The sequence below is a fragment of the Streptomyces sp. NPDC001770 genome, assembly GCF_053596135.1.
In genome coordinates, this window is the sequence record NZ_JBSFFN010000034.1 from 89,364 (window position 1) to 109,870 (window position 20,507).

Here is a 20,507-nt window from a genome sequence, read left to right on the forward strand (position 1 = left end):
CGGTGGTCCGGGGCGTACCGCCGGAGCCGGAAACGCCGATCGCCCGGAACGCGAGGCGTCCGGGCGATCGGTGAGGAGAGGCGAAGAGTGGTGAAGCGGTGGTCCTGCGGGGTTGGTGGGTACGGGCGGCCGGTCAGACGAGCGGCGGCCGGCCGAGCCGGGTCATCCGCCACACCGTGCGCCAGCGCATCGGGTTGCGGGGGCCGCAGGGGGTGCGCAGACCCTCGGCGAAACCGCCCATCCAGGACTTCAGCCCCTTCGCGGACCGGGTCCGGGCGAGGGTGAGCAGCGTCCACACACCCAGGTAGAGCGGGATCAGCGGCGCGGGGAGGTTGCGGCGGGCCAGCCAGACCCGGTTGCGGGCGGTCATCCGGTAGTAGACCGCGTGCCGGGCCGGCGAGGTCTTCGGGTGCTGGAGCAGCAGATCGGGCTCGTACAGGATGTTCCAGCCGCCGTCGAGCGCCCGCCAGGAGAGGTCCGTCTCCTCGTGGGTGAAGAAGAACTCGGCCGGCCAGTGGCCCGTGCCCGCCAGCATCTTCATGGAGAGGGCGTGCGCGCCGCCCAGGAAGGCGGTGACCAGCCCGCGCCGCATCGGGTCCGAGGCGCGCAGGCGCGGGATGTGCCGACGCTGCGTCTCGCCGTGCTCGTCGGCGATCCGGAACCCGACGATGCCGAGGTCGGGGTCGGCCGCGTACAGGTTCTGCACCGTGCTGAACACGTTCTTCTCGACCAGCAGGCCGTCGTCGTCCAGCTCGATCACCACGTCCACGTCACCGAGCTCGGCGAGGCGGGCGAGGCCGACGTTCCGGCCGCCGGGGCAGCCGAGGTTCTCCTCGTTCTCGATCAGGGTCACCCCGCCCTCCAGGTCCTCCAGGCCGGGGAAGGCGGAGAAGTCCGGAAGCTTCGTGCCGTTGCCGATGACGACGAGCCGGGTGGGCCGGACGTCCTGCATGGCCACCGACGCGAGAAGGGCCTCCACCGCCTGCGGGCGGTCACCCATGGTGACGATGGAGACACCGATGCGTGGTGCGAGGGCTGCGGATGGGGACAAGATCGGTACTCCCGTGCTCGGCTGCGGTGTCCGCGATCGTACGCCCCGGAGTTGGGCCGCCCGACTCCGAACCGTCGTACGGATGCCGAGTGGCGTTCACCGGGCGCTGGGCGGCAGGCCGCCCGGCACCGGTCGCCGATCCGGGTCAGCCGATCCGTGTCCCCGCGCCGCTCACCCGTACGCGTGCGTCGCCCGGGCGCAGCTCCACCGTGAGGGTGCCGGGCCGGCCCATGTCCGCGCCCTGGTGCACCGTGAGCACGGCGTCCTCGGGGACGAGGCCCAGCTCACGCGCGTACCCGCCGAAAGCGGCGGCCGCGGCGCCCGTCGCGGGGTCCTCCACCACACCGCCCACCGGGAACGGGTTACGGGCGTGGAAGACCCGCTCGGACTCCCGCCAGACCAGCTGGACGGTGGTCAGGTCCAGCCGGCGCATCAGGGCTTCGAGCCGGGAGAAGTCGTACGCCAGGTCCGCGAGGCGCTCCCGCGTCGCGGCGGCCAGCACCAGATGGCGGGCTCCGGCGAAGGCGATACGGGGCGGCAGCGCCGGGTCCAGATCGGCGGCCGGCCAGTCGAGCGCCGCCAGTGCCTCCGCCAGATCGGCCGGCGCGACCTCCGTCACGTGCGGCTCCACGCTGGTCAGCGTGGCCCGCAGGGCGCCGTCGTGCGACTCCACCGTGACCGGCACCGAACCGGCCGGGGTCAGGAACTCCAGCTCACCGGGGCCGTCGCGGTCCGCCAGCGCGAGCGCGGCGGCGACCGTCGCGTGCCCGCAGAACGGCACCTCCGCCTTCGGGCTGAAGTAGCGGACCGTGTACGTCCGCTCCCCGGGTGCCTCCGTCAGGAACACGGACTCGCTGTAGCCGAGCTCGGCCGCGACGGCCAGCATCGCGACGTCGTCGAGGTCCGACGCGTCCAGGACGACCCCGGCCGGGTTGCCGCCCTCCGGACGGGTGGAGAAGGCGGTGTAGTGCAGGATCTCGGCGGCGGGGTGTTCTGTACTCATGCAACGCCTCAACCGGGGCGTGCTCCCGCGCATTCCCGTGCCCGTACGCCCCGGCCGGCGAGCATTCCCGTGCCCGTACGCCGCCCCACCCGCCCGCGCTCAGCCGCCCAGCAGCTCCTCGACGAGGCCGGCGGCCCGCAGCGTGCGGTCATCGCGAGGTGGGCGCGGCGACGGGGCATCGGGGATCACACCTTCCGGTTCGGCGGCGGGACGGGCACCCTCATGCGCCGCGCGGGTCCGGCGCGGCGGCTTCCAGCTCGGCGACGCTGCCCGACATGACCGTCCGGATGTGCGCGGAGAGGTGCTCGGCGGGCCAGTCCCACCAGGCCACCGCCAGCAGCCGGACGATGTCCTCCTGGCCGAAGCGGGTGCGCAGCAGGCGGGCCGGGTTGCCGCCGACGACGCCGTACTCGGGCACGTCCGAGGTGACCACCGACCCGGCGCCGACGATCGCCCCGTGCCCGATCCGTACGCCGGGCAGCACCGTGGCGCCGTAGCCGAACCAGACGTCGTTGCCGACGACGGTGTCACCCCGGTCCGGCAGGCCGGCCAGCAGGTCGAAGTGGTCGGACCAGGAACCGCCCAGGGTGGGGAAGGGGAACGTGGAGGGGCCGTCCATACGGTGGTTGGCGCCGTTCATGAGGAACCGCACCCCCGTGCCGAGCGCGCAGAACTTCCCGATGACGAGCTTCTCCGGTCCGTAGTGGTGGAGCACGTTGCGCGTCTCGAACGCGGTCGCGTCGTCCGGGTCGTCGTAGTACGTGTACTCCCCGACCTCGATCAACGGGGACTTCACCAGGGGGCGGAGCTGCACCACCCGGGGCTGTCCGGGCATCGGATGGAGCACGGTCGGGTCGGCGGGTACGGGCACGTCGGGCGGTCCTCCCGGAAGCGGCGTCGGTTCCTCATCCATGATCACAGCACGGCGCCCTGCCGGACAGTCGTTTTTCACCTGCGGGAACGCGCGTCCGGTGCCGCTTCCCCGCCGCACCCGGTGCTCACCGTCCCGCCATCCGAATGTTGTGCACCCGACAAGTGGCGGACGCCGTTCCGCACTCCAATGCCCAGGGGGAGTCCGGCGGTTCGAGGGCCGGCCCCCTCGACACCCGTCTGCCAGGGGAGAGACCCATGACGCCCGCACCGACCACCACGGACGCCGAACACCCGGATCGTCAGGCCGAGTTCCGCGCGGCGGCCCGCCGTCACCGCGAGGGCACGGGCCGTCGCCGCTTCCTCACCACCACCGGCGCCGCCGCCGCGCTCGCCTTCGCCGTGAACCTGCCCGCCGCCGGTACGGCGAGCGCCGCCGAACTCGACCCCCGCGGGATCGGCGAGAACCCGTTCACGCTCGGCGTGGCCTCCGGCGACCCGCTCCCCGACTCCCTCCTGCTCTGGACGCGCCTCGCCCCCCGCCCGTACGAGGCGGGCGGCGGACTGCCCGCCGCCCGCGTCCGGGTCGGCTGGGAACTCGCCCACGACGAGCGCTTCCGCCGGGTCGTCCGGCGCGGAACCGCCACCGCGCACCCGGAGTTCGCCCACAGCGTCCGCACCGAGGTCCGCGGCCTGGAACCCGGCCGCACCTTCTACTTCCGCTTCCGCGCCGGCGGCTGGACCAGCGAGACGGGCCGCACCCGCACCGCCCCCGACCCGCACGCCCGCAACCGCGCGGTCAGGCTCGCGGCCGTCTCCTGCCAGGCGTACCACGACGGCTACTTCACCGCCTACCGCCACCTCGCGGCCGAGGACGTCGACGCCGTCTTCCACCTCGGCGACTACCTCTACGAGTACGCCGTCACCGCCACCGGCGGCGCCCGCGCCTACACCGACCGTGTGCTGCCGGACGTCTTCAACCGGGAGACGCTGACCCTGGAGGACTACCGGCTGCGGTACGCCCTCTACAAGTCGGACCCCGACCTGCGCGCCGCGCACGCCGCGCACCCCTTCGTCGTCACCTGGGACGACCACGAGACCGAGAACAACTACGCCGACGACACCCCCGAGAACAGCGTGCCCGCCGAGGAGTTCCTGCTCCGCCGGGCCGCCGCCTACCGCGCGTACTGGGAGAACCAGCCGCTGCGCACCCCGCAGCGCCCCACCGGCCCCGACATGCGTCTCTACCGGCGGCTGCGGTTCGGGCGGCTCGCGCAGTTCGACATCCTGGACACCCGCCAGTACCGCAGCGACCAGGCGTACGGCGACGGCTGGAAGGTTCCCGGGCCGGAGTCCGAGGACCCCGCCCGCACGCTGACCGGTGCCACCCAGGAGCGGTGGCTCATCGACGGCTGGCGCACCTCCCGCGCCACCTGGAACGTGGTGCCCCAGCAGGTCACCTTCGCCCAGCGCAAGGACGTGCCCACCGCCGCCTACAAGTTCTCGATGGACTCCTGGGACGGCTACCCGGCCTCCCGGCAACGGGTGCTGGACGGCGCCGAGTCGGCGGGCATCGACAACCTGCTGGTCCTCACCGGCGACGTGCACGTCGCCTACGGCTTCGACCTGAAGAAGGACTTCGACGACCCCTCGTCCCGCACCGTCGGCACGGAGATCGTCACCACCTCGGTCACCAGCGGCCAGAACGGCTCGGTGAAGCCCGCCAACTGGAACAACCAGATGGCGGCCAACCCGCACCTGAAGTTCTACGACGGCCGGCGCGGCTACGCGCTCGTCACCCTCGAAAGCGACCACGCGCGCGCCGACTTCCGCGCGGTCGACGCCGTCACCACGCCCGGCGCCCCCGTCACGACGGCTGGTTCCTTCGTGACGGAGGCGGGCAACCCGGGGCTGACCCCTGCCTGAGCACGTGTGTCTGGCGGTCCGTCAGGCGCGCTGCTCCACAACGGGGTCGGACGGATAGCGGACGCCGATGCGGTCCCGTACCGCGTCGAGCGTCCGCATCACCGCCAGCGAACCGTCCAGCGGTACCAGCGGGGACTCGGTCTCGCCCGCCCGCAGCGCGCGCATCACCTCGACCGCCTCGTACTGCATCCCGGACAGGCCCTGCGGACCCGGGCCCGTGACGATCTTCTCCGGCGCCGGGTCCGCCGCGTCCGCGCGGTACAGGAGGAAGTGGTCGGGGTGGAAGAAACTGTGCGGGAAGTCGATCCGCCCCCTGGTGCCGATGACGGTCGCCGCCGTGGGGTGGTGGCCCACGATCGAGCAGGAGAGCAGGGCGGTCGCGCCCGCGTCCCAGCCCAGCAGCATCCCGGTGTTCAGGTCCGTGCCCTCGGGGGAGAGCAGTGCGTCCGCCTGCACCCGGTCCGGCTCGCCCAGCAGCAGCTGCGCGAACGACACCGGATAGACGCCCAGGTCCAGCAGTGCGCCGCCGCCCAGCGCGGGGTTGCGCAGCCGGTGCTCGGGACCCACGTCACCCGCGAACCCGAAGTCGGCCTGGACGGTGCGGATCTCGCCGATCGCGCCCTCGCGCACCAGCTCCGTCATGCGGCGGACGACCGGGTTGAGGTACGTCCACATGGCCTCCATCAGGAAGAGCCCGCGCTCCCGGGCGAGCCCGACCAGCTCACCGGCCTGCCCCGCGTCCAGCGTGAACGCCTTCTCGCAGAGCACGTGCTTTCCCGCGCGGAGCGCCAGCGCGGTCGCCTCGTAGTGGGCGGAGTGCGGGGTTGCGACGTACACCACATCGACGTCCTCGTCCGCGACGAGCTCGGCCCAGCTCCCGTAGGCCCGTCCGATCCCGAACCGCTCGGCGAAGGCCCGGGCCGACTGCTCGGTGCGCGAGGCGACCGCGACCACCTCGGCGTCCGGCAGTCCCAGCAGATCCTTGGTGAAGGTCGCGGCAATGCCGCCCGTCGCCAATATGCCCCAACGCACAGTCCCGCTCATGCCACGCCCTTGATATCGGGTTCCGACCACTCGGCCTGAGCTGAGAGCATAGATGCGGATTTCAACGATGTGGAGATGAAGCATGCCGGACAGCGGCGGAAGCCGGGCCCAGCGAGAGCAAGAGCACATACCTACGGCGGGAACCGGTCAACTGATCACCGGGCCCGCCGTTCCCGACCCTGCGCCGGCCCCCGAGGGTCCGGCCCTTCCCGGTCTCACCGGCCTCCCGGCCGCCCCGGCGGCAGCCGTCCGGCGGACCGCGTTCCTGGTGACCCTGGTGCTCGGCGGCCTCACCGCGCTGCCGGCCCTTTCCATGGACATGTACCTGCCGGCGCTGCCCGACGTCACCGACGCGCTGCACGCCCCGGCCGCCACCGTCCAGCTCACGCTGACCGCCTGCCTCCTCGGCATGGCCCTCGGCCAGCTCGTCGTCGGACCGATGAGCGACCGGTGGGGCCGCCGCGGACCGCTCCTGACCGGCATGGTCGTCTACGTCGCCGCCACCGCGATCTGCGCCATCGCCCCCAACGCCGAGATGCTCATCGGCTGCCGTCTGCTCCAGGGCCTCGCGGGCTCGGCCGGCATCGTGATCTCCCGGGCCGTCGTGCGCGACCTCTACGACGGCATCGAGATGGCCAAGTTCTTCTCCACCCTGATGCTGATCTCGGGCGTCGCACCGATCATCGCCCCGCTGATCGGCGGACAGGTGCTGCGGATCACGGACTGGCGCGGCGTCTTCGTCGTCCTCACCGTCGTCGGCCTGCTGCTGACCGTCGTCGTGTGGAAGAGCCTGCACGAGACCCTGCCGCCCGGGGAACGCCACACCGGCGGCGTCACCGAGGCCCTGCGCACCATGCGCGGCCTCTTCGCCGACCGGGTCTTCATCGGCTACACGATCGCCGGCGGGCTCGCCTTCGCGGCCCTCTTCGCCTACGTCAGCGCCTCGCCCTTCGTCATCCAGGAGATCTACGGGGCCTCGCCCCAGACCTTCAGCCTGCTCTTCGGTCTCAACTCGGTCGGCCTGATCGTCGTCGGCCAGATCAACGGCCGGCTGCTGGTCGGCCGGGTCAGCCTCGACCGGGTCCTGCTCTTCGGGCTCGCCGTGATCCTGGCCGCGGCCGTCGCGCTGCTGCTCATGACCAGCGGGGTCTTCGGCGAGGTGGGGCTCGCCCCCATCGCCGGCACGCTGTTCGTCCTGATGTCCGCGATGAGCCTCTCCCTGCCCAACACCAACTCCCAGGCGCTGATGCGCTCCAAGCACGCGGCGGGCTCCGCCTCCGCACTGCTCGGCACCTCGTCGTTCCTCATCGGCGCGATCGCCTCGCCGCTGGTGGGCATCGCGGGGGAGGACACGGCCGTCCCGATGGCCCTCGTCCAGACCGTCTGCGCCGCCGCGGCCATGACCTGCTTCCTCGTGCTGTGCCGCCCCTGGGAGCGGCGCGGCCGGACGGACGGCGGGCTGTAGCACCACCGCCGCTCCGCGACCGCGGCCTCGTGCGGCGACGGGCCCTGATGCACCCCGGGTGCATCAGGGCCCGTCGCCGTGGATCCGGGCCGGGGCGGCCGGTCAGCCGGCGCGCGGGTAGCCGATCAGATGCTGCCGGTCGTCGCGGTCCGTCGTACGGAAGATCCCGACCCCGGTCGTCTCCGCCACCGGGAGCCGTACGTTGCGGGCGAGCGGCTCGTCCGACCCGTCGACGAAGTTCATCACCACCGGCACCCCGCCCCCGGCGAGCGCCTCGTCGGCGTCCCGCACGTTCCGGGCGCCGTACGCGAGCCCGTCGTCCGTCACCGAGGCGAGCGTCACATGGGACGAGCCGTCCTCGTCCTCCAGGCAGTACCCCTTCTTCGCCACCAGGTCGAACGCCAGGTTCCCGGCGATCAGGTAGTCGCCCGACGGCGGGACGACCGCCTGCGGGAACCGTCCCGGCTGTATGGCCGGACGGTGGCACTCCACCGACACCAGCGCCTTGCCGCTCGCCGCGTCGTGCACCGTCCACAGCTCGTGGGTCGCCGCCCGCTTCGAGGACTTCTCCGGCTGCCACTTCGCCAGCACCAGCCCCGCCGCCACCGACGTCGGCACCCCGGTGGCCGGGTCGGCCCCCTTCGGCGCGACGTTCCGGCTGTACCAGCCGCCCGGCACCCAGAACTCCCGCGCCCCGCTCACCAGCAGCCCCCGCGAGGTCTGGCCGGCCACCTCCGTCAACTTCCGGCAGGCCGTGCACCCCTTGGGGTACTTCAGCTCCGACGCGGCGATCTTCGAGGTCTCGCCGGTCACCGGGTCGATCAGCGCCACGTTCGCGTCGGCGTCGGAGATCACGATGTCCGGGCCGCTCGCGGAGACCGAGGGAGCGCCGTTCCACGGCAGCTCCACATGGTGGCGGTCGCCGTTGGTCGCCGCGTAGACGTCGAGTGAGATGAACGTCTCGGAAGGGGCGAGCCCGTCGCCCGCCGTCCCGTACGACCAGGTGACGAAGAACTGCCGGTCCTCGCGGGAGACGGTCAGCAGCCGGGGATAGCTTTCCGGGTCCAGCGTCTGGCGTGCGTCGCTCCGCCACCCCAGCTTCCCGGTGGCCGTGTCGAGGGTGCGCACCCGGTAGCGGTGGTCCGCCGAACGCTCCAGATAGGCCAGGGTCCCCGTCGGCCAGGAGAAGGCGATGTCGGGCGAGGCGCCGACCACCTCCCACCCGCTGTCCGTCGTGTACTGCGGTGGGACGTTGAGCACGGTCCGCGCCCCGGACGCGCCGGGCGCCGGTTTCGCGGCGGCCGAAGCGGAAGCCGCCGGAGTCGTGGCGCCGGCGCTCTTCCCACCGCCCCTGCCGTCCGTGCCGTCCTTGTCCGCGGAGCCTCCGCCGCAGGTCGCCAGCAGCAGCAGGAGCGCCAGGAAGACCACCCCGCCGACCAGAGTCAGTCGAACGATCCTCTGTCTCATGGGTCCCCCCGTCGGGCCTTCGCGGGTCTCGCGGCGGTCAGCGTAGCAACTGCCACATGCGCAAGCGGAGTTACGCGTGTCGCTGTCGCCCACCCGTGACCCGGCGGACACCACCCGCCCGCGGCGGGCCTCTCACCGGGCCGGGGTGGTGCGCCTCCCGGGCCGGGGCGGTGCGCCCCGCGAATAGAATTCCTCGGTGAACGTCACCCTCCCCACCGCCGAAGCCCTGCGCGCGGCCCTCGCCGGTCTGCTCGACGGACTGCCGCCCAAGCAGGCGGCCCAGGCCGTCGACCGGCTGATCGCCAGCTACCGCGGCACGACCCCGACCGACGCGCCGGTGCTGCGGGACCGGGCGGACGTCGTCGCCTACGCCGCGTACCGGATGCCCGCGACCTTCGAGGCCGTACGGGCCGCCCTGGACGCACTGTGCGAGGCCGCCCCCGACTGGCGGCCGGCCACGCACACCGATGTCGGCGGCGGTACCGGCGCGGCGAGCTGGGCCGTCGCCGGGGCGTGGGACGGACCGGAGACCACCGTCCTGGACTGGGCCGAGCCCGCCCTCGCGCTCGGCCGCGAGCTGGCCGAGGCCGGCGGCCTCCCCGGGCTGCGGACCGCCCGCTGGCAGCGCGCCCGGATCGGCGCCGCGCTGGAGCTGGCCCCCACGGACCTGGTGACCGTCTCGTACGTCCTCAAGGAGCTGACCCCCGCCGCCAGGACCGAGCTGGTCGACGCGGCGGCCGGTGCCGCGCAGGCCGTCGTCGTCGTGGAGCCCGGCACCCCCGACGGGTACGCCCGGGTGATCGAGGCGCGCGACCGGCTGATCGCCGCCGGGCTGACCGTGGCGGCGCCCTGCCCGCACAGCGCCGCCTGCCCCATCGAACCGGGCACCGACTGGTGCCACTTCTCCGCCCGGGTCAGCCGCTCCTCCCTGCACCGGCAGGTCAAGGGCGGGACGCTGAGCCACGAGGACGAGAAGTTCAGCTACGTCGTCGCGACCCGCTTCCCCGTCGAGCCGGTGGCCGCCCGGGTCACCCGCCGGCCGCAGATCCGCAAGGGCCAGGTGCTGCTGGAGCTCTGCACCCGGGACGAGGCCCTGCGGCGCGAGACGGTCACCAAACGCCACGGCGCGCTGTACCGGGCGGCCCGGGACACCGACTGGGGCGACGCCTGGCCGCCCCCCGAGAAGGACTGACCACCCGGACCACCGCTCACGGAGCCGCCGCGCTCAGCGGTCCCGCAGCTCCTGGGTGCAGCACTTCACGCTGCCGCCGCCCTTCAGCAGCTCGCTCAGATCCATCGGCACCGGTTCGAAGCCCCGGTCCCTCAGCGGGTCGAACAGCCCCGTCGCTCCCTGCGGCAGCAGCACGTGCAGACCGTCGCTGACCGCGTTCAGGCCGAACGCGGCGGCGTCCGGCTCCCGGGCGATCAGGGCGCCGGGGAAGAGCCGGGCCAGCACGGCACGGCTGCCAGGCGAGAACGCGCCGGGGTAGTACATGATCTCGTCCGCCGCCTCGTCGAGCACGCAGAGCGCCGTGTCCAAGTGGTAGTAGCGCGGGTCCACCAGGTCCAGGCCGATCACCGGCCGGCCGAAGAACTCCTGCGCCTCGTCGTGCGCGAGCGGGCTGGACCGGAACCCCGTCCCGGCCAGCACGAACGACGAGGTGACGGCGAAATCGCCCTCGCCCTCGTTCACGTGCACCGGCTCGCGGATCTCGTCGTAGCCGTGCGCCCGGAACCACTCCCGGTGCGCCTCGGCCTCGCCGTGCCGCTCCTGGTGCGCGAAGAGCGCGCCGAGCACCCGCCCGTCGATCACGGTGGCGCCGTTGGCGGCGAAGACCATGTCCGGCAGACCGGCCAGCGGCGACAGCTCCTCGACCGTGTGGCCGAGGGCGCGGTAGCGGTCGCGGAGGTCCTCCCACTGCGTCCGCGCCAGCGGCAGATCGACCGGCTTGGAGGGGTCCATCCACGGGTTGATGGAGTAGGTGACCCGGAAGTGCGCCGGGGCGCACATCAGATAGCGACGAGGGGTGGCGTCACGGTGCACGGGGGCTCCTCACGAACGGCAGCCTCGGCTGCGGCACGGTGGGGGAACGGAACGCGCGGTCTGCGCGTGAGCCCATGGTGCGCTGCCCGGGCCCCGGTCCGCAGTGCTCCGATCGGGTGAGCGTGCGCGGTGGCGAGGGGCGTGGAAAGGCCGGGTGCCGTACGCCGCCGGCCCCACCCCGGTGGGGGAGGATGCCCGCCGATGACCCGTTATCGGGCGTGATGTCCCTCACTCTGGGCGGTGGTGTCCCGCCCCGCTGGTGAACTCTGGCCACCCGAAGAGCAGGATGGTGGGACCATGGACGGGTAACGCTGAGGTGAGGGGATAGATGGGCGCCGATTCCGGCCGTAACCGCGGCACAGAGGGCAAGCTTTCCCAGTGGCTGCGGCGACGGCCCAAGCAGCGGACCGATGCCGACGGCTCGGCCCGACTGGGCATGCTCCTGGCCGTCGCCGACGCGGGGATGCCGATCTCGCCCGCCGCCCACCCGCTCGGACACCGATGTTCGTGCGAACGCATCGGATGCCCCACCCCCGCCCGCCACCCCGTGTCGTTCGCCTGGCAGACCCAGTCGACCACCGACAGCGCGCAGATCGAACGCTGGGCCGAGGGCCAGCCGCTGGCGAACTTCATCACCGCCACCGGAATGGTCCACGACGTGCTGGACGTCCCGCTCTCCGCCGGGGTCAACGCCCTGGAGCGGCTGACGGGGCGCGGGATCGACGTCGGCCCCGTCGCCCGTTCCGGCGACGACCGGATGCTCTTCTTCACCGCCACCCGCGGCACCCCCGAGGACGAGGACGAGTGGTGGCCCTGCGAGCTGGACTCGCACCCCGAGACCATGGACGAGCACCCCGGCCTGCGCTGGCACTGCCGCGGCAGCTACGTCCTGCTCCCGCCCGCCCGTCTCCCCGGTGACCTCGACGTCCAGTGGGTGCGCGGCCCCGAGCACCCGCTGCCGGACCCGCTGACCCTGCTGGAAGCGCTGACCGACGCCTGCGCCGTGTACGTGGACAGCGACGAGGCGACCGGCCTGGACCCGGCCGCGGTGGCCTGGCCGCTGGGCCGCTGAGGCGCCGGACCGGTCCGACGAGCAGTCGGACGGCGGTCCTCTCGCCCCGTCGTCGGCCGTCCTACTCGCCGGTCGCCGAGACCAGTCCCGGCAGCCGGTTCAGTACGGTCACCTTCGCGCCCCCGGCGGCGCCCCGCGCGGGCACATACGCCAGCTGGCTGGAGACGCGCTCCTTGGTGAGGGTGCTCTTCACCTCGCCCGTGAGCAGCGCCTTCGTGTCCCGGTTCACCTCGGGCTTCAGCCCCTGGGCGGCCGTCTGGCGTTCGTAGTGCTTGCTGCTGAAGAAGACCAGCGCCCCGCCGTCCTTCGTCGCGAGACCGAACGGGCGGAACGCGCCGTCCAGCGGGCGGTCGACGTACTGGAACGAGAACCCCGGCTTCCTCGTCGCCGCGCGTGCGGCCCGCCAGCCCGAGGTGGTCGCGCCCGCCGCGAACACGTCCGGCGACCCGGTGGACAGGTAACCGGTGTACGAGGTGCTCAAATCCTCGGGCCGCATGGCGAGTCCGGCGCCCACGGTCTCGGCGGGCTTCGCCAGTCCGTCCCCGTCCAGCGCGAACTCCGGTACCTCCGAAGGCGCTACGACCCCGAGATAGGGCACCGTCCACAGCGCGTCCGGGCCGGTCCGCTCGAAGACCAGCAGCCAGCGGGTGTCCTGGTCGCCCTCGTCCACGTCACGGTTGGAGTCGGTGTCCGCGAAGAAGTACCGCGGCCAGCCCGCCTTCCTGGGTATGACATAGCGCGTGTCCGTCAGCTCCAGCGGATCGTGCGCCGCCGCCGCGGCCTTGTCGGTGTACGTGGACCGGGCCTTCAGCCCCGCCTGGTTGACCGCCCCGAGCGCCCCGGTCACCCGCTCCGCGTCCAGAGCCGGATCGAGCGCCGCGTCCGCCTTGTTGTACGCCGTGAGGAAGTCCTTGAGGGCCTGGTCCGCCTCGGACTTCGTCGCCTGGGGCACCTGCTCCAGTTCTCCGTGCACCGTCACGCAGCCGCTCGCCGTCATGCCCAGTACCGTCGCCACCGCGAGCCCCGCCGCCGACCGACCCAGCCTTCTCATCCGTTGCCTTCTGCGCCTTCTGATCCGTCGTCCGCACTGACCGTCCGAACCCTACCGGGGCGAAGATGCGTGCGAGGGCCGTCCCGCAATCCGCGGTGGATCAGTGCGAGGAGCCGACATGCTCCCGGCGGGTCACCGGTCGCGCGCCGGGACGACGAGCGGCACCCCGGTCCGCGGGTGGGGAAACACCTCGACGGGCTGCCGGTACACCTCGCCCAGGAGCTCTCCGGTGAAGACCTCGGACGGCGGTCCGGCCGCCGCGATCCGTCCGCCCCGCAGCACCACCGCCCGGTCCGCGTACGCGGCGGCCAGCCCCAGATCGTGCAGGACCACGACGACCGCGTCCCCGGCCGCCGCCCGCTCCCGGCAGATCCGCAGCACCAGTTCCTGGTGGCGCAGGTCCAGCGCGGCCGTCGGTTCGTCGAGCAGCAGCAGCGGGGCGCGTTGCGCGAGGACCCGGGCCAGCGCCACCCGGGCGCGCTCGCCGCCGGAGAGGGCGGAGAAGGGCCTGCCCGCGAAGCCGGTGACCTCGGTGGCCTCCATGGCGGCGGCCACCGCCGCGTCGTCCTCGTCCGCCCGCGCCGTGCCGGACCAGGGGGCCCGCCCCATCCGGACGACCTCCTCGACCGGGAAGGGGAAGGAGAGTACGGCGGACTGAGGCAACACGGCCCGGCGGAGCGCGAGTTCGGCCGCCGTCCAGGCCCCGGTGGGCCGCCCGTCGATCCGTACCCCGCCGGTGTCGGACGGCAGGTCGGCGGCGAGCGCTGCGAGCAGGGTGGACTTGCCGGCGCCGTTCGGGCCCACCAGCGCCAGCACCTCACCCGCGTGCGCGGTCAGCGAGACGTCGTCGAGCACCGGCCTGCCGCCCAGGCGCACCGAGAGGCCGGCCGCCTCCGCCACCGGGGTGCCGGAGGCGTGACGGACGGGCAACTCCCGTTCCCGCGCGGCGAAAAGGTTCCTGAGGCTCCTCATGCCGTGCCGTTCACGTGTGCTCATGCCCAACCACCCTGCTTCCGACGGGTTCTGCGCAGCAGCCAGAAGAAGAACGGGCTGCCGAAGAGCGCGGTCAGCACCCCGAGCGGCAGTTCGGCGGGCGCGGCCACCGTGCGGGCGGCCAGGTCGGCCACCACCAGCACCAGGGCGCCGCCCAGCGCACTGCCGGGGACCAGGAACCGGTGGCCGGGACCGTTCACCATCCGCAGCAGATGGGGCACGAGCAGCCCCACGAAGGAGATGATCCCCGCGACCGCGACGGCCGCGGCGGTCAGCAACGCCACCACCAGGACCAGGACGATCCGCAGCCGCTCCACGTCCACGCCCAGGTGGCGGGCAGGCCGCTCGCCCAGCGCGAGCAGGTCCAGCTTCCGCGCGGAGAGCGGTGCGACGAGCAGCCCGGCCGCCGCGCACGGCAGCACCGCCAGCACCTTGGGCCAGGTCGCCTGGGCCAGGGAGCCGAGCTGCCAGAAGGTGATCTGGGTGACCTGCGCGTTGTCGGCGAAGAAGACGAACAGCCCGATCAGCGCCCCGGCGAAGGCGTTCACGGCGATCCCCGTGAGGATCAGGGTCACCACCTCGGTCCGCCCGCCCGACCGCGACAGCGCGTACACCAGGAGCACCGTCGCGAGGCCGGCGGCGAACGCGCAGACGGTGATGGTCCAGTTGCCGAAGAAGCTCAGGCCGAGACCGATGGAGGCGACCGCGCCCACGGCCGCTCCGGAGGAGACGCCGATGACGCCGGGCTCGGCGAGCGGGTTGCCGAAGACGCCCTGCATCAGCGCGCCCGCGCAGCCGAGCGAGGCGCCGACGAGCAGGGCGAGGACGACCCGGGGCAGCCGCACGTTCCACAGCACGCTCTCCCCGACCCGGTCCAGTTCCCGGCCGCCCAGCCCCACCCGGTGCAGCACCGAGCCCAGCACGTCGCCGAGCGGGATGTCGTACGCGCCGAGGCCCGCGGAGAGCAGGCAGCACAGCAGCAGCGCCACCGACAGCCCGAGGGCGAGGGCGGGCGCGGTGCGCCGCCCGGGGGAGACGGGGGCGGCGGGGGAGGCCGCGGGCGGTCCGGTGCGCTTCTCCTCGGAGGTCGCGGTCACCGGGCCACGCCGCCCTCGGGGTAGAGCTGTCCGACGATGTCGGCGAGCACCTGGTCGGTGCGCGGGCCGTAGTTGAGGAGCACACCGTCGTCCACGGAGACGATCCGCCGGTCCATTCCTGCCGGGGTCTCGGCGACCCCCGGGATCTTCAGCAGGCCGTCGATCCCTCCGACCGATGCGAGGCCCTTGGTCATCACGAGGATCGCGTCGGGCGCCGCCTTCGCCAGCGCCTCACTGGTGATGGCGGTGAAGTCCTTGGTGAGCCCGGAAGCCTTCCCCGCGTCCACCGCGCCGGCGGCCTCCAGCAGCGAACTCGCCCCTGACTCCGCGCCGCCCAGCAGATAGACCGAGGCGGTGCCGCGCAGGTAGAGGAAGGCGACCCGGGGCTCGTCGCCGTGGGCCGGCACGTCCTCGCGTACGGCGGCGAGCCGGCCGGCGGTGCGCTTCTCCAGTTCGGCGCCCGCCTTCCCGACCCCGAGGGCGGCGGCGACGGTGCCGATCCGCCGTGTCACGTCGCCGAGTTCCAGGGCCGGGTCGACCACCAGCAGCGGGACGCCCGCGGCACGGATCTGGCCGATCGCCTCGGCGGGGCCGGTGGTGGTGTCGGCGAGGACGAGCGTCGGCTTCAGGGAGAGGACGCTCTCCGCGGACACGTCGTGGGCGCGGGTCACCACGGGGAGCTTCGCGGCCTGTTCGAAGGTGGCGGTGATGTCCCGGGCGACCACGTGCTCACCGAGGCCGAGGGTGAAGACGATCTCGTTGAGGGAGCCCGTCAGCGGCACGATCCGGTCGGCGGACGTGATGGTGACCGCGGTGCCGTCCGCCGAGTCCACGGTGACGGGCAGCTCGGGCACGGGGGTGGTGGCCAGCGGCTCCACGCGGTCCGCCGCGGCCGAACCCGCCTTCTCCTCGGCGGACTTCCCGGATCCCGTGGACTCCGTCGACGTCGAAGCGGATCCCGTCGTGCCGCCGCACCCGGCCAGCGCGAGGGTGAGCGCCACGGCGGCGGCCACGGCGGCGGCCGGCCGGCGGAGACCCGCGCGGCGGGCGGGCGCGGTCCGGGCGGGCCCGCGGGTGTCCGGGCCCGGCGGGGCGAAGTCCTGTCTGGGGGGCACGGATTACCGTCCTGTCGTTCCGCTTCGAGTGATTGATCGTTTTTGTGCTCTGCCGCACCTCATGTGCGGAACAAGGGGGGTTCCGCCGCAGACGAGACATAGCTTAGGTTAGCCTTACCTGAATTCGCCAGGCCTCGGAGGGGTCCATGCTGTCGTCCCGGTCCACCCGCGCGCTCGCCGTCGCGCTCTTCGCGGTACTGCTGGGAGCCCTGCTCCCGGCCACCGCCGCTCAAGCGGCGAGCCGAACGGTGCAGGGCGGCCGGCTGGACTGGGGGATCAAGTCCTCGTTCCAGTCCTACGTCACCGGCCCCATCGCGGGCGGCAGTTGGAGCCTCACCGGGGGAGCCGCCACGGTCGGCGGAAGCCAGTTCCGGTTCCACTCGGCCACCGGCTCCTACGACCCGGCCACCGGCGCCCTCGCCTCCGGCTTCTCCGGCGGAGTCCACTTCGTGGGTCACCGCACGGACGACGGCTCCTACGAGCTCGACCTCACCATCGCGCGGCCCACCGTCCGGATCTCCGGCGGCGCCGGCACCCTCTACGCCGACATGACCAGCAAGGAGCGGGGGACCGGACGCGTCACTCCCAGGTCCCAGGTGCCGCTCGCCACACTGGGCCTCGGCGGCATCGACATGCGGGGCGGCTCCACCCCCGTCGCGCTGAACAACATTCCCGCGACGCTGACTTCGCAGGGTGCCTCCGCCTTCGCCGGCTACTACACGGCCGGTACCAGTCTCGATCCGGTGACCCTCTCCGTCGACACCACCGCACCCGCCACCGCCGCACCGAAGCCCTCGCCGGGCACGACCGGCGCGCCGACCCCGAGCACGTCCGGGAAGGCCGGCTCCGGTGAGGCCGACGAGGAGAAGGCGGCCGGGACCGGCTTCGAGGACGCCGCTGTCGACTGGGGTGTCCGCCGCACCTACCGCGAGTACGTCACCGGCTCGGTCGCCCGGGGCGAGTGGACCCTGGCCGGCGGCGCGAAGGACGGCGGTGCGCTGTTCCGCTTCCCCGGAGGCAAGGGCACGTACGACCCCGGGAGCCGGACGCTCGAAGCCGCCTTCGCCGGAAGCGTCCGCTTCACCGGGGCCGACGGACTCGATCTGGAACTCGCCCGCGTCGCCGTCTCCGTGAAGGCCGGCACCGGAACCCTCCGTGCCGACGTCACCAGCTCCGGAGCCGTCTCGAAGAACGTCCCGCTGGTCACCTTCGCCGCCAAGGGGTTCGCGCCGAAGGACGGACTCGCGCTCCTCACCGAAGCGCCCGCCACCCTCACCGCCGCCGGGGCGAAGGCCTTCGGCTCCCTGTACGCCCCGGGCACCGCCATGGACCCGGTCTCCCTGGCCGTCACCGTGGACCCGGGCGCGAAGCTGCCCGCCCTCCCCGACCTGGGGAGCGGGGCGACCGCCCCGGCGACCCCGGCGGCCGGGCCCTCCTCCGCGAACCGGCCCTCCTCCGCGGCCGCCGCCGCGGAGCCGGAGCCGGGCCCGGCCGCCCGGGGATGGATCCCCGTCGTGGCCCTCGCGCTCGCCGCCGCGGCCGGGGTGTGGTTCGCCGGCCGCCGCCGTTCCCGCCGCTTGGGTGAGGACCCGGAGCGTCACCCCACCCCTGGGTCCACCCCCTGACCTTTCCGTCCCGATGCCCGCGGCCCGGGCGGCTCCCGAACCCGGCCGCGCGCTCACCCCTGCCCTTCACGACCCACTTTTCTCCCGAGGAGACCACCGACCATGGCAGCAAACCGCCGCCCCATAGCCCTCGCCGCGGCAGTCGCCACGGCCGCCGCGCTGGGCGCCGCCTTCGCGCTCCCGGCCCTCGCCGCGGACTCCGGTACGACGGCCACCGGTACCGCGGCGACCGCTCCGGCGACCCGGCTGGAACTGAAGGACGGCACGCTCGACTGGGGCTTCAAGCAGTCCTTCCGCGGCTACATCGGCGCGGCCGGCCGGATCACCGTCTCCGACGGGGCCGAACAGGCCGCGAACAACGGCGCGTTCACCTTCGTCAACGGCAAGGGCAACTACGACCTCGCCACCCACGGCACCGCCACCGCCTTCGAGGGCGGCGTCAACTTCTGGGCCCACGAGGGCGCCCTCGACATCACGCTCTCCGACGTCAAGGTCTCCACCACCGGCACCGGTGGCGCGATCACCGCCGACCTGAAGACCCCCCAGGGGACGCAGGACGACGTCGCCGTCGCCGACCTGGACCTGTCGGCCGTCCGGCCCGGACAGGGCGAGGGGGGCGCGATGGTCTTCAAGGACATTCCCGCCACGCTGACGAAGCTCGGGTCCGAGGCCTTCAACGGGATGTACCAGGAGGGCCAGGCCCTCGACCCGGCCACGCTCACCGTCACGGCGGTCACCCCGCCGACCGAGGAGCCGACCGAGGAGCCCACGGACGAGCCGACCGACGAGCCCACGAAGGAACCTACCGGAGAGCCCACGGACGAGCCCACGAAGGAACCCACCACCGCGCCGACGAACGAGCCGGCCGGCACGCCCTCGCCCGGCGTCTCCGCCACGACGCCCGCCGCCGAGCAGGGCGCCCTGGTGGACGGCACCCTCGACTGGGGCGTCAAGGAGTCCTTCCGCTCCTACGTCACCGGCCCGATCGCGAGCGGCTCGGTCGAGACGACCGGCGGCGCGACGACCACCGCGAACGGCTACCGCTTCGGTGACGCCACCGGCCGGTTCGACGCGGCGAAGAAGACCCTCCAGGCCGGCTTCGAGGGCCAGGTCCGCTTCCTCGGCCACCAGAGCGGCGACACCTACGCCCTCGACCTCTCCTTCTCGGCCCTGCGGGTCGAGGTGACCGGCACCTCCGGCAAGCTGGTCGCCGACGTGTCCTCCAAGGACCGCGCGACCGGCAGGACCGAGGTCAGCAAGGGACTCGCCGTCGCCGACCTCACCGTGCCCGCCGCCGCGCTGACCGCGAAGGACGGTGTGGTGACCCTCTCCGGCATCCCGGCCACCCTCACCGAGGGCGGCTCCGCGGCCTTCGGCGGCATGTACGAGAAGGGCGAGAAGCTCGACGCGCTGACCGTCGCCGTATCCCTGGACGAGGACGCCCAGCTGCCGGGTACCGGCTCCACCGGCTCCACCGGCTCGACGGGCTCCACCGGCGGCGACGGCTCCACCGGTGCGGCAGGCTCCACCGGCAGCACCGGCTCCGGTTCCGTGGGCGGCGGCGAGGGCGGCAGCGTGGGCGGTTCCGGCTCGCTCGCGGCCACCGGCGCCGACCTGCCCACCGGGGCCCTGCTCGCCGCCTCCGGCCTCGTGGTGGCCCTCGGTGCCGGTGCGTTCGTCGTGGCACGCCGCCGCGGCCCGGACGCGACCGCCTGACCCGTACGGCCCCGGCTGCCGCCACCCGGCTGCCGTCCGGACCCGCCCCGGCCGCCCCGCGCGCGGCCGGGGCGGCCGGGCTGCGCGCGGACGCTGCGGAGCCGACCGGGAACGGCCGGTTCCCGACCGAATGCTTGAATGCCGGTATGAGTGAATTCGACGTACCCGACGGCATCGACGTCCTGCGGGTGTTCTGCGCCCCCGACGGCCGGCACGGGAACGCCCTCGGGGTCGTACGGGACGGGCGCGACTACCCCGACGACACCTCGCGCCAGGAGCTCGCCGCCGAACTGGGCTTCAGCGAGACGGTGTTCGTGGACGACCCGGAACGCGGCCAGGTGGACATCCGGACCCCTGGGCTCCGGCTGCCGTTCGCCGGGCACCCGCTCGTCGGTACCGCCTGGCTGCTCGACCTGGAGATCCTCGAACTGGAGGTGGGGGACGTCTTCGCCCGCCAGGACGGCGAGTTCACCTGGATCACCGCCCGCCCGGAGTGGGTGCCGCCGAGGGAGCTGGTGCGGTACGACTCCGCCGCCGAGGTCGACGCCCTGACCGGGCCCCCGCCGGGCGAGGGCTGGTTGTACGTGTGGGCCTGGGAGGACGAGGCGGCGGGGCGCGTCCGCGCGCGGGCGTTCCCGCGCCGCGGTGACGGCATCGCCGAGGACGAGGCGACCGGAGCCGCCGCCCTGCTGCTCACCGCACGGCTCGGCCGCGCGCTCAACATCACCCAGGGGCGCGGCTCCCAGCTCCTCACCGCGCCCGCACCGGACGGCACGGTGGAGATCGGCGGCCGGGTCGTGCTCGCGCTCCGGAGCTGAGCACGCGCGGCCGCCCGCCGGGCGACGGGAGGGCGGACGGGAACGGCGGAGGGGCGGGCAGCCGGTCGACCGGGGAGATCGGAAGAGGGGCGGGGAGGGAAAGAGGGGTGAATATTGAGTGTAGATATCGGTGGGAGGCGTATCAATAAA

General features: G+C 73.5%; 17 protein-coding genes. 7 read left to right on the forward strand and 10 right to left on the reverse strand.

Features of this window, described 5'->3' with window-relative positions; genetic code table 11:
• Window positions 1-133: 133 nt before the first annotated feature.
• The 3 genes from ACWCSV_RS26930 to ACWCSV_RS26940 all read right to left on the reverse strand — a co-directional run bounded on the left by ACWCSV_RS26930 (window position 134) and on the right by ACWCSV_RS26940 (window position 2,925).
• The gene (locus ACWCSV_RS26930; RefSeq protein WP_451146470.1) at window positions 134-1,000 is read right to left on the reverse strand and encodes a glycosyltransferase family 2 protein; all 867 of its coding nucleotides are present in this window, start codon (window positions 998-1,000) and stop codon (window positions 134-136) included.
• Window positions 1,001-1,196: 196 nt separating this feature from the next.
• A complete protein-coding gene (locus ACWCSV_RS26935; RefSeq protein ID WP_451146422.1) occupies window positions 1,197-2,054 on the reverse strand; it encodes a PhzF family phenazine biosynthesis protein in 858 nt (285 codons plus the stop codon).
• Between the two features lie 220 nt (window positions 2,055-2,274).
• Window positions 2,275-2,925 (reverse strand): CatB-related O-acetyltransferase, encoded by a 651-nt coding sequence (locus tag ACWCSV_RS26940; protein WP_451146424.1) that lies wholly within the window; start codon window positions 2,923-2,925, stop codon window positions 2,275-2,277.
• Between the two features lie 257 nt (window positions 2,926-3,182).
• On the opposite strand from ACWCSV_RS26940, the gene ACWCSV_RS26945 reads away from it, so the two are divergent.
• Window positions 3,183-4,850 carry an alkaline phosphatase D family protein gene (locus ACWCSV_RS26945; protein ID WP_451146426.1) on the forward strand — a complete coding sequence of 556 codons (1,668 nt, stop codon included), beginning with the start codon at window positions 3,183-3,185 and terminating at the stop codon, window positions 4,848-4,850.
• Between the two features lie 21 nt (window positions 4,851-4,871).
• Here the strand turns inward: ACWCSV_RS26945 and ACWCSV_RS26950 are convergent, their stop codons facing one another.
• On the reverse strand, window positions 4,872-5,894 hold the full coding sequence (locus ACWCSV_RS26950) for a Gfo/Idh/MocA family protein (protein WP_451146428.1): 1,023 nt from the start codon (window positions 5,892-5,894) through the stop codon (window positions 4,872-4,874).
• An 82-nt stretch (window positions 5,895-5,976) separates the two neighbouring features.
• Here ACWCSV_RS26950 and ACWCSV_RS26955 point away from each other — a divergent pair, with 82 nt between their 5' ends.
• Entirely contained in the window at window positions 5,977-7,359 is a 1,383-nt protein-coding gene (locus ACWCSV_RS26955) for a multidrug effflux MFS transporter (protein ID WP_451146430.1), read from the forward strand.
• A 102-nt stretch (window positions 7,360-7,461) separates the two neighbouring features.
• On the opposite strand, the gene ACWCSV_RS26960 is transcribed toward ACWCSV_RS26955, so the two are convergent.
• The gene (locus tag ACWCSV_RS26960; protein ID WP_451146432.1) at window positions 7,462-8,826 is read right to left on the reverse strand and encodes a hypothetical protein; all 1,365 of its coding nucleotides are present in this window, start codon (window positions 8,824-8,826) and stop codon (window positions 7,462-7,464) included.
• Window positions 8,827-9,022: 196 nt separating this feature from the next.
• On the opposite strand from ACWCSV_RS26960, the gene ACWCSV_RS26965 reads away from it, so the two are divergent.
• Entirely contained in the window at window positions 9,023-10,018 is a 996-nt protein-coding gene (locus ACWCSV_RS26965) for a small ribosomal subunit Rsm22 family protein (RefSeq protein WP_451146434.1), read from the forward strand.
• A gap of 33 nt (window positions 10,019-10,051) precedes the next feature.
• On the opposite strand, the gene ddaH is transcribed toward ACWCSV_RS26965, so the two are convergent.
• On the reverse strand, window positions 10,052-10,870 hold the full coding sequence (gene ddaH / locus ACWCSV_RS26970; protein ID WP_451146436.1) for a dimethylargininase: 819 nt from the start codon (window positions 10,868-10,870) through the stop codon (window positions 10,052-10,054).
• A 328-nt stretch (window positions 10,871-11,198) separates the two neighbouring features.
• Here ddaH and ACWCSV_RS26975 point away from each other — a divergent pair, with 328 nt between their 5' ends.
• The gene (locus ACWCSV_RS26975) at window positions 11,199-11,942 is read left to right on the forward strand and encodes a bifunctional DNA primase/polymerase (protein ID WP_451146438.1); all 744 of its coding nucleotides are present in this window, start codon (window positions 11,199-11,201) and stop codon (window positions 11,940-11,942) included.
• 61 nt (window positions 11,943-12,003) lie between these two features.
• On the opposite strand, the gene ACWCSV_RS26980 is transcribed toward ACWCSV_RS26975, so the two are convergent.
• The 4 genes from ACWCSV_RS26980 to ACWCSV_RS26995 all read right to left on the reverse strand — a co-directional run bounded on the left by ACWCSV_RS26980 (window position 12,004) and on the right by ACWCSV_RS26995 (window position 16,198).
• Window positions 12,004-12,993 (reverse strand): hypothetical protein, encoded by a 990-nt coding sequence (locus tag ACWCSV_RS26980; RefSeq protein WP_451146440.1) that lies wholly within the window; start codon window positions 12,991-12,993, stop codon window positions 12,004-12,006.
• Window positions 12,994-13,125: 132 nt separating this feature from the next.
• Window positions 13,126-13,965: a heme ABC transporter ATP-binding protein gene (locus ACWCSV_RS26985; RefSeq protein ID WP_451146472.1), complete on the reverse strand. Its 840-nt coding sequence runs from the start codon at window positions 13,963-13,965 to the stop codon at window positions 13,126-13,128.
• Between the two features lie 20 nt (window positions 13,966-13,985).
• Window positions 13,986-15,083 carry a FecCD family ABC transporter permease gene (locus ACWCSV_RS26990; protein ID WP_451146442.1) on the reverse strand — a complete coding sequence of 366 codons (1,098 nt, stop codon included), beginning with the start codon at window positions 15,081-15,083 and terminating at the stop codon, window positions 13,986-13,988.
• A complete protein-coding gene (locus ACWCSV_RS26995) occupies window positions 15,080-16,198 on the reverse strand; it encodes a heme/hemin ABC transporter substrate-binding protein (RefSeq protein WP_451146444.1) in 1,119 nt (372 codons plus the stop codon). Before ACWCSV_RS26995 ends, ACWCSV_RS26990 begins: the two co-directional genes overlap by 4 nt.
• Before the next feature lie 146 nt (window positions 16,199-16,344).
• On the opposite strand from ACWCSV_RS26995, the gene ACWCSV_RS27000 reads away from it, so the two are divergent.
• The 3 genes from ACWCSV_RS27000 (at window position 16,345) to ACWCSV_RS27010 (ending at window position 20,357) form a co-directional block, all read left to right on the forward strand.
• On the forward strand, window positions 16,345-17,823 hold the full coding sequence (locus tag ACWCSV_RS27000) for an HtaA domain-containing protein (protein WP_451146446.1): 1,479 nt from the start codon (window positions 16,345-16,347) through the stop codon (window positions 17,821-17,823).
• 102 nt (window positions 17,824-17,925) lie between these two features.
• The gene (locus ACWCSV_RS27005) at window positions 17,926-19,539 is read left to right on the forward strand and encodes an HtaA domain-containing protein (protein ID WP_451146448.1); all 1,614 of its coding nucleotides are present in this window, start codon (window positions 17,926-17,928) and stop codon (window positions 19,537-19,539) included.
• 146 nt (window positions 19,540-19,685) lie between these two features.
• On the forward strand, window positions 19,686-20,357 hold the full coding sequence (locus tag ACWCSV_RS27010) for a PhzF family phenazine biosynthesis protein (RefSeq protein ID WP_451146450.1): 672 nt from the start codon (window positions 19,686-19,688) through the stop codon (window positions 20,355-20,357).
• The last annotated feature ends 150 nt before the right edge of the window (window positions 20,358-20,507 follow it).

What these genes read in the sequence shown, in the direction of transcription:
- ACWCSV_RS26930 (WP_451146470.1), bottom strand. Translation starts at nt 1,000, where the DNA reads ATGGGTGACCGCCCGCAGGCGGTGGAGGCCCTTCTCGCGTCGGTGGCC.
- ACWCSV_RS26935 (WP_451146422.1), bottom strand. Translation starts at nt 2,054, where the DNA reads ATGAGTACAGAACACCCCGCCGCCGAGATCCTGCACTACACCGCCTTC.
- ACWCSV_RS26945 (WP_451146426.1), top strand. Translation starts at nt 3,183, where the DNA reads ATGACGCCCGCACCGACCACCACGGACGCCGAACACCCGGATCGTCAG.
- ACWCSV_RS26950 (WP_451146428.1), bottom strand. Translation starts at nt 5,894, where the DNA reads ATGAGCGGGACTGTGCGTTGGGGCATATTGGCGACGGGCGGCATTGCC.
- ACWCSV_RS26955 (WP_451146430.1), top strand. Translation starts at nt 5,977, where the DNA reads ATGCCGGACAGCGGCGGAAGCCGGGCCCAGCGAGAGCAAGAGCACATA.
- ACWCSV_RS26960 (WP_451146432.1), bottom strand. Translation starts at nt 8,826, where the DNA reads ATGAGACAGAGGATCGTTCGACTGACTCTGGTCGGCGGGGTGGTCTTC.
- ACWCSV_RS26975 (WP_451146438.1), top strand. Translation starts at nt 11,199, where the DNA reads ATGGGCGCCGATTCCGGCCGTAACCGCGGCACAGAGGGCAAGCTTTCC.
- ACWCSV_RS26980 (WP_451146440.1), bottom strand. Translation starts at nt 12,993, where the DNA reads ATGAGAAGGCTGGGTCGGTCGGCGGCGGGGCTCGCGGTGGCGACGGTA.
- ACWCSV_RS26985 (WP_451146472.1), bottom strand. Translation starts at nt 13,965, where the DNA reads ATGAGGAGCCTCAGGAACCTTTTCGCCGCGCGGGAACGGGAGTTGCCC.
- ACWCSV_RS27000 (WP_451146446.1), top strand. Translation starts at nt 16,345, where the DNA reads ATGCTGTCGTCCCGGTCCACCCGCGCGCTCGCCGTCGCGCTCTTCGCG.
- ACWCSV_RS27005 (WP_451146448.1), top strand. Translation starts at nt 17,926, where the DNA reads ATGGCAGCAAACCGCCGCCCCATAGCCCTCGCCGCGGCAGTCGCCACG.
- ACWCSV_RS27010 (WP_451146450.1), top strand. Translation starts at nt 19,686, where the DNA reads ATGAGTGAATTCGACGTACCCGACGGCATCGACGTCCTGCGGGTGTTC.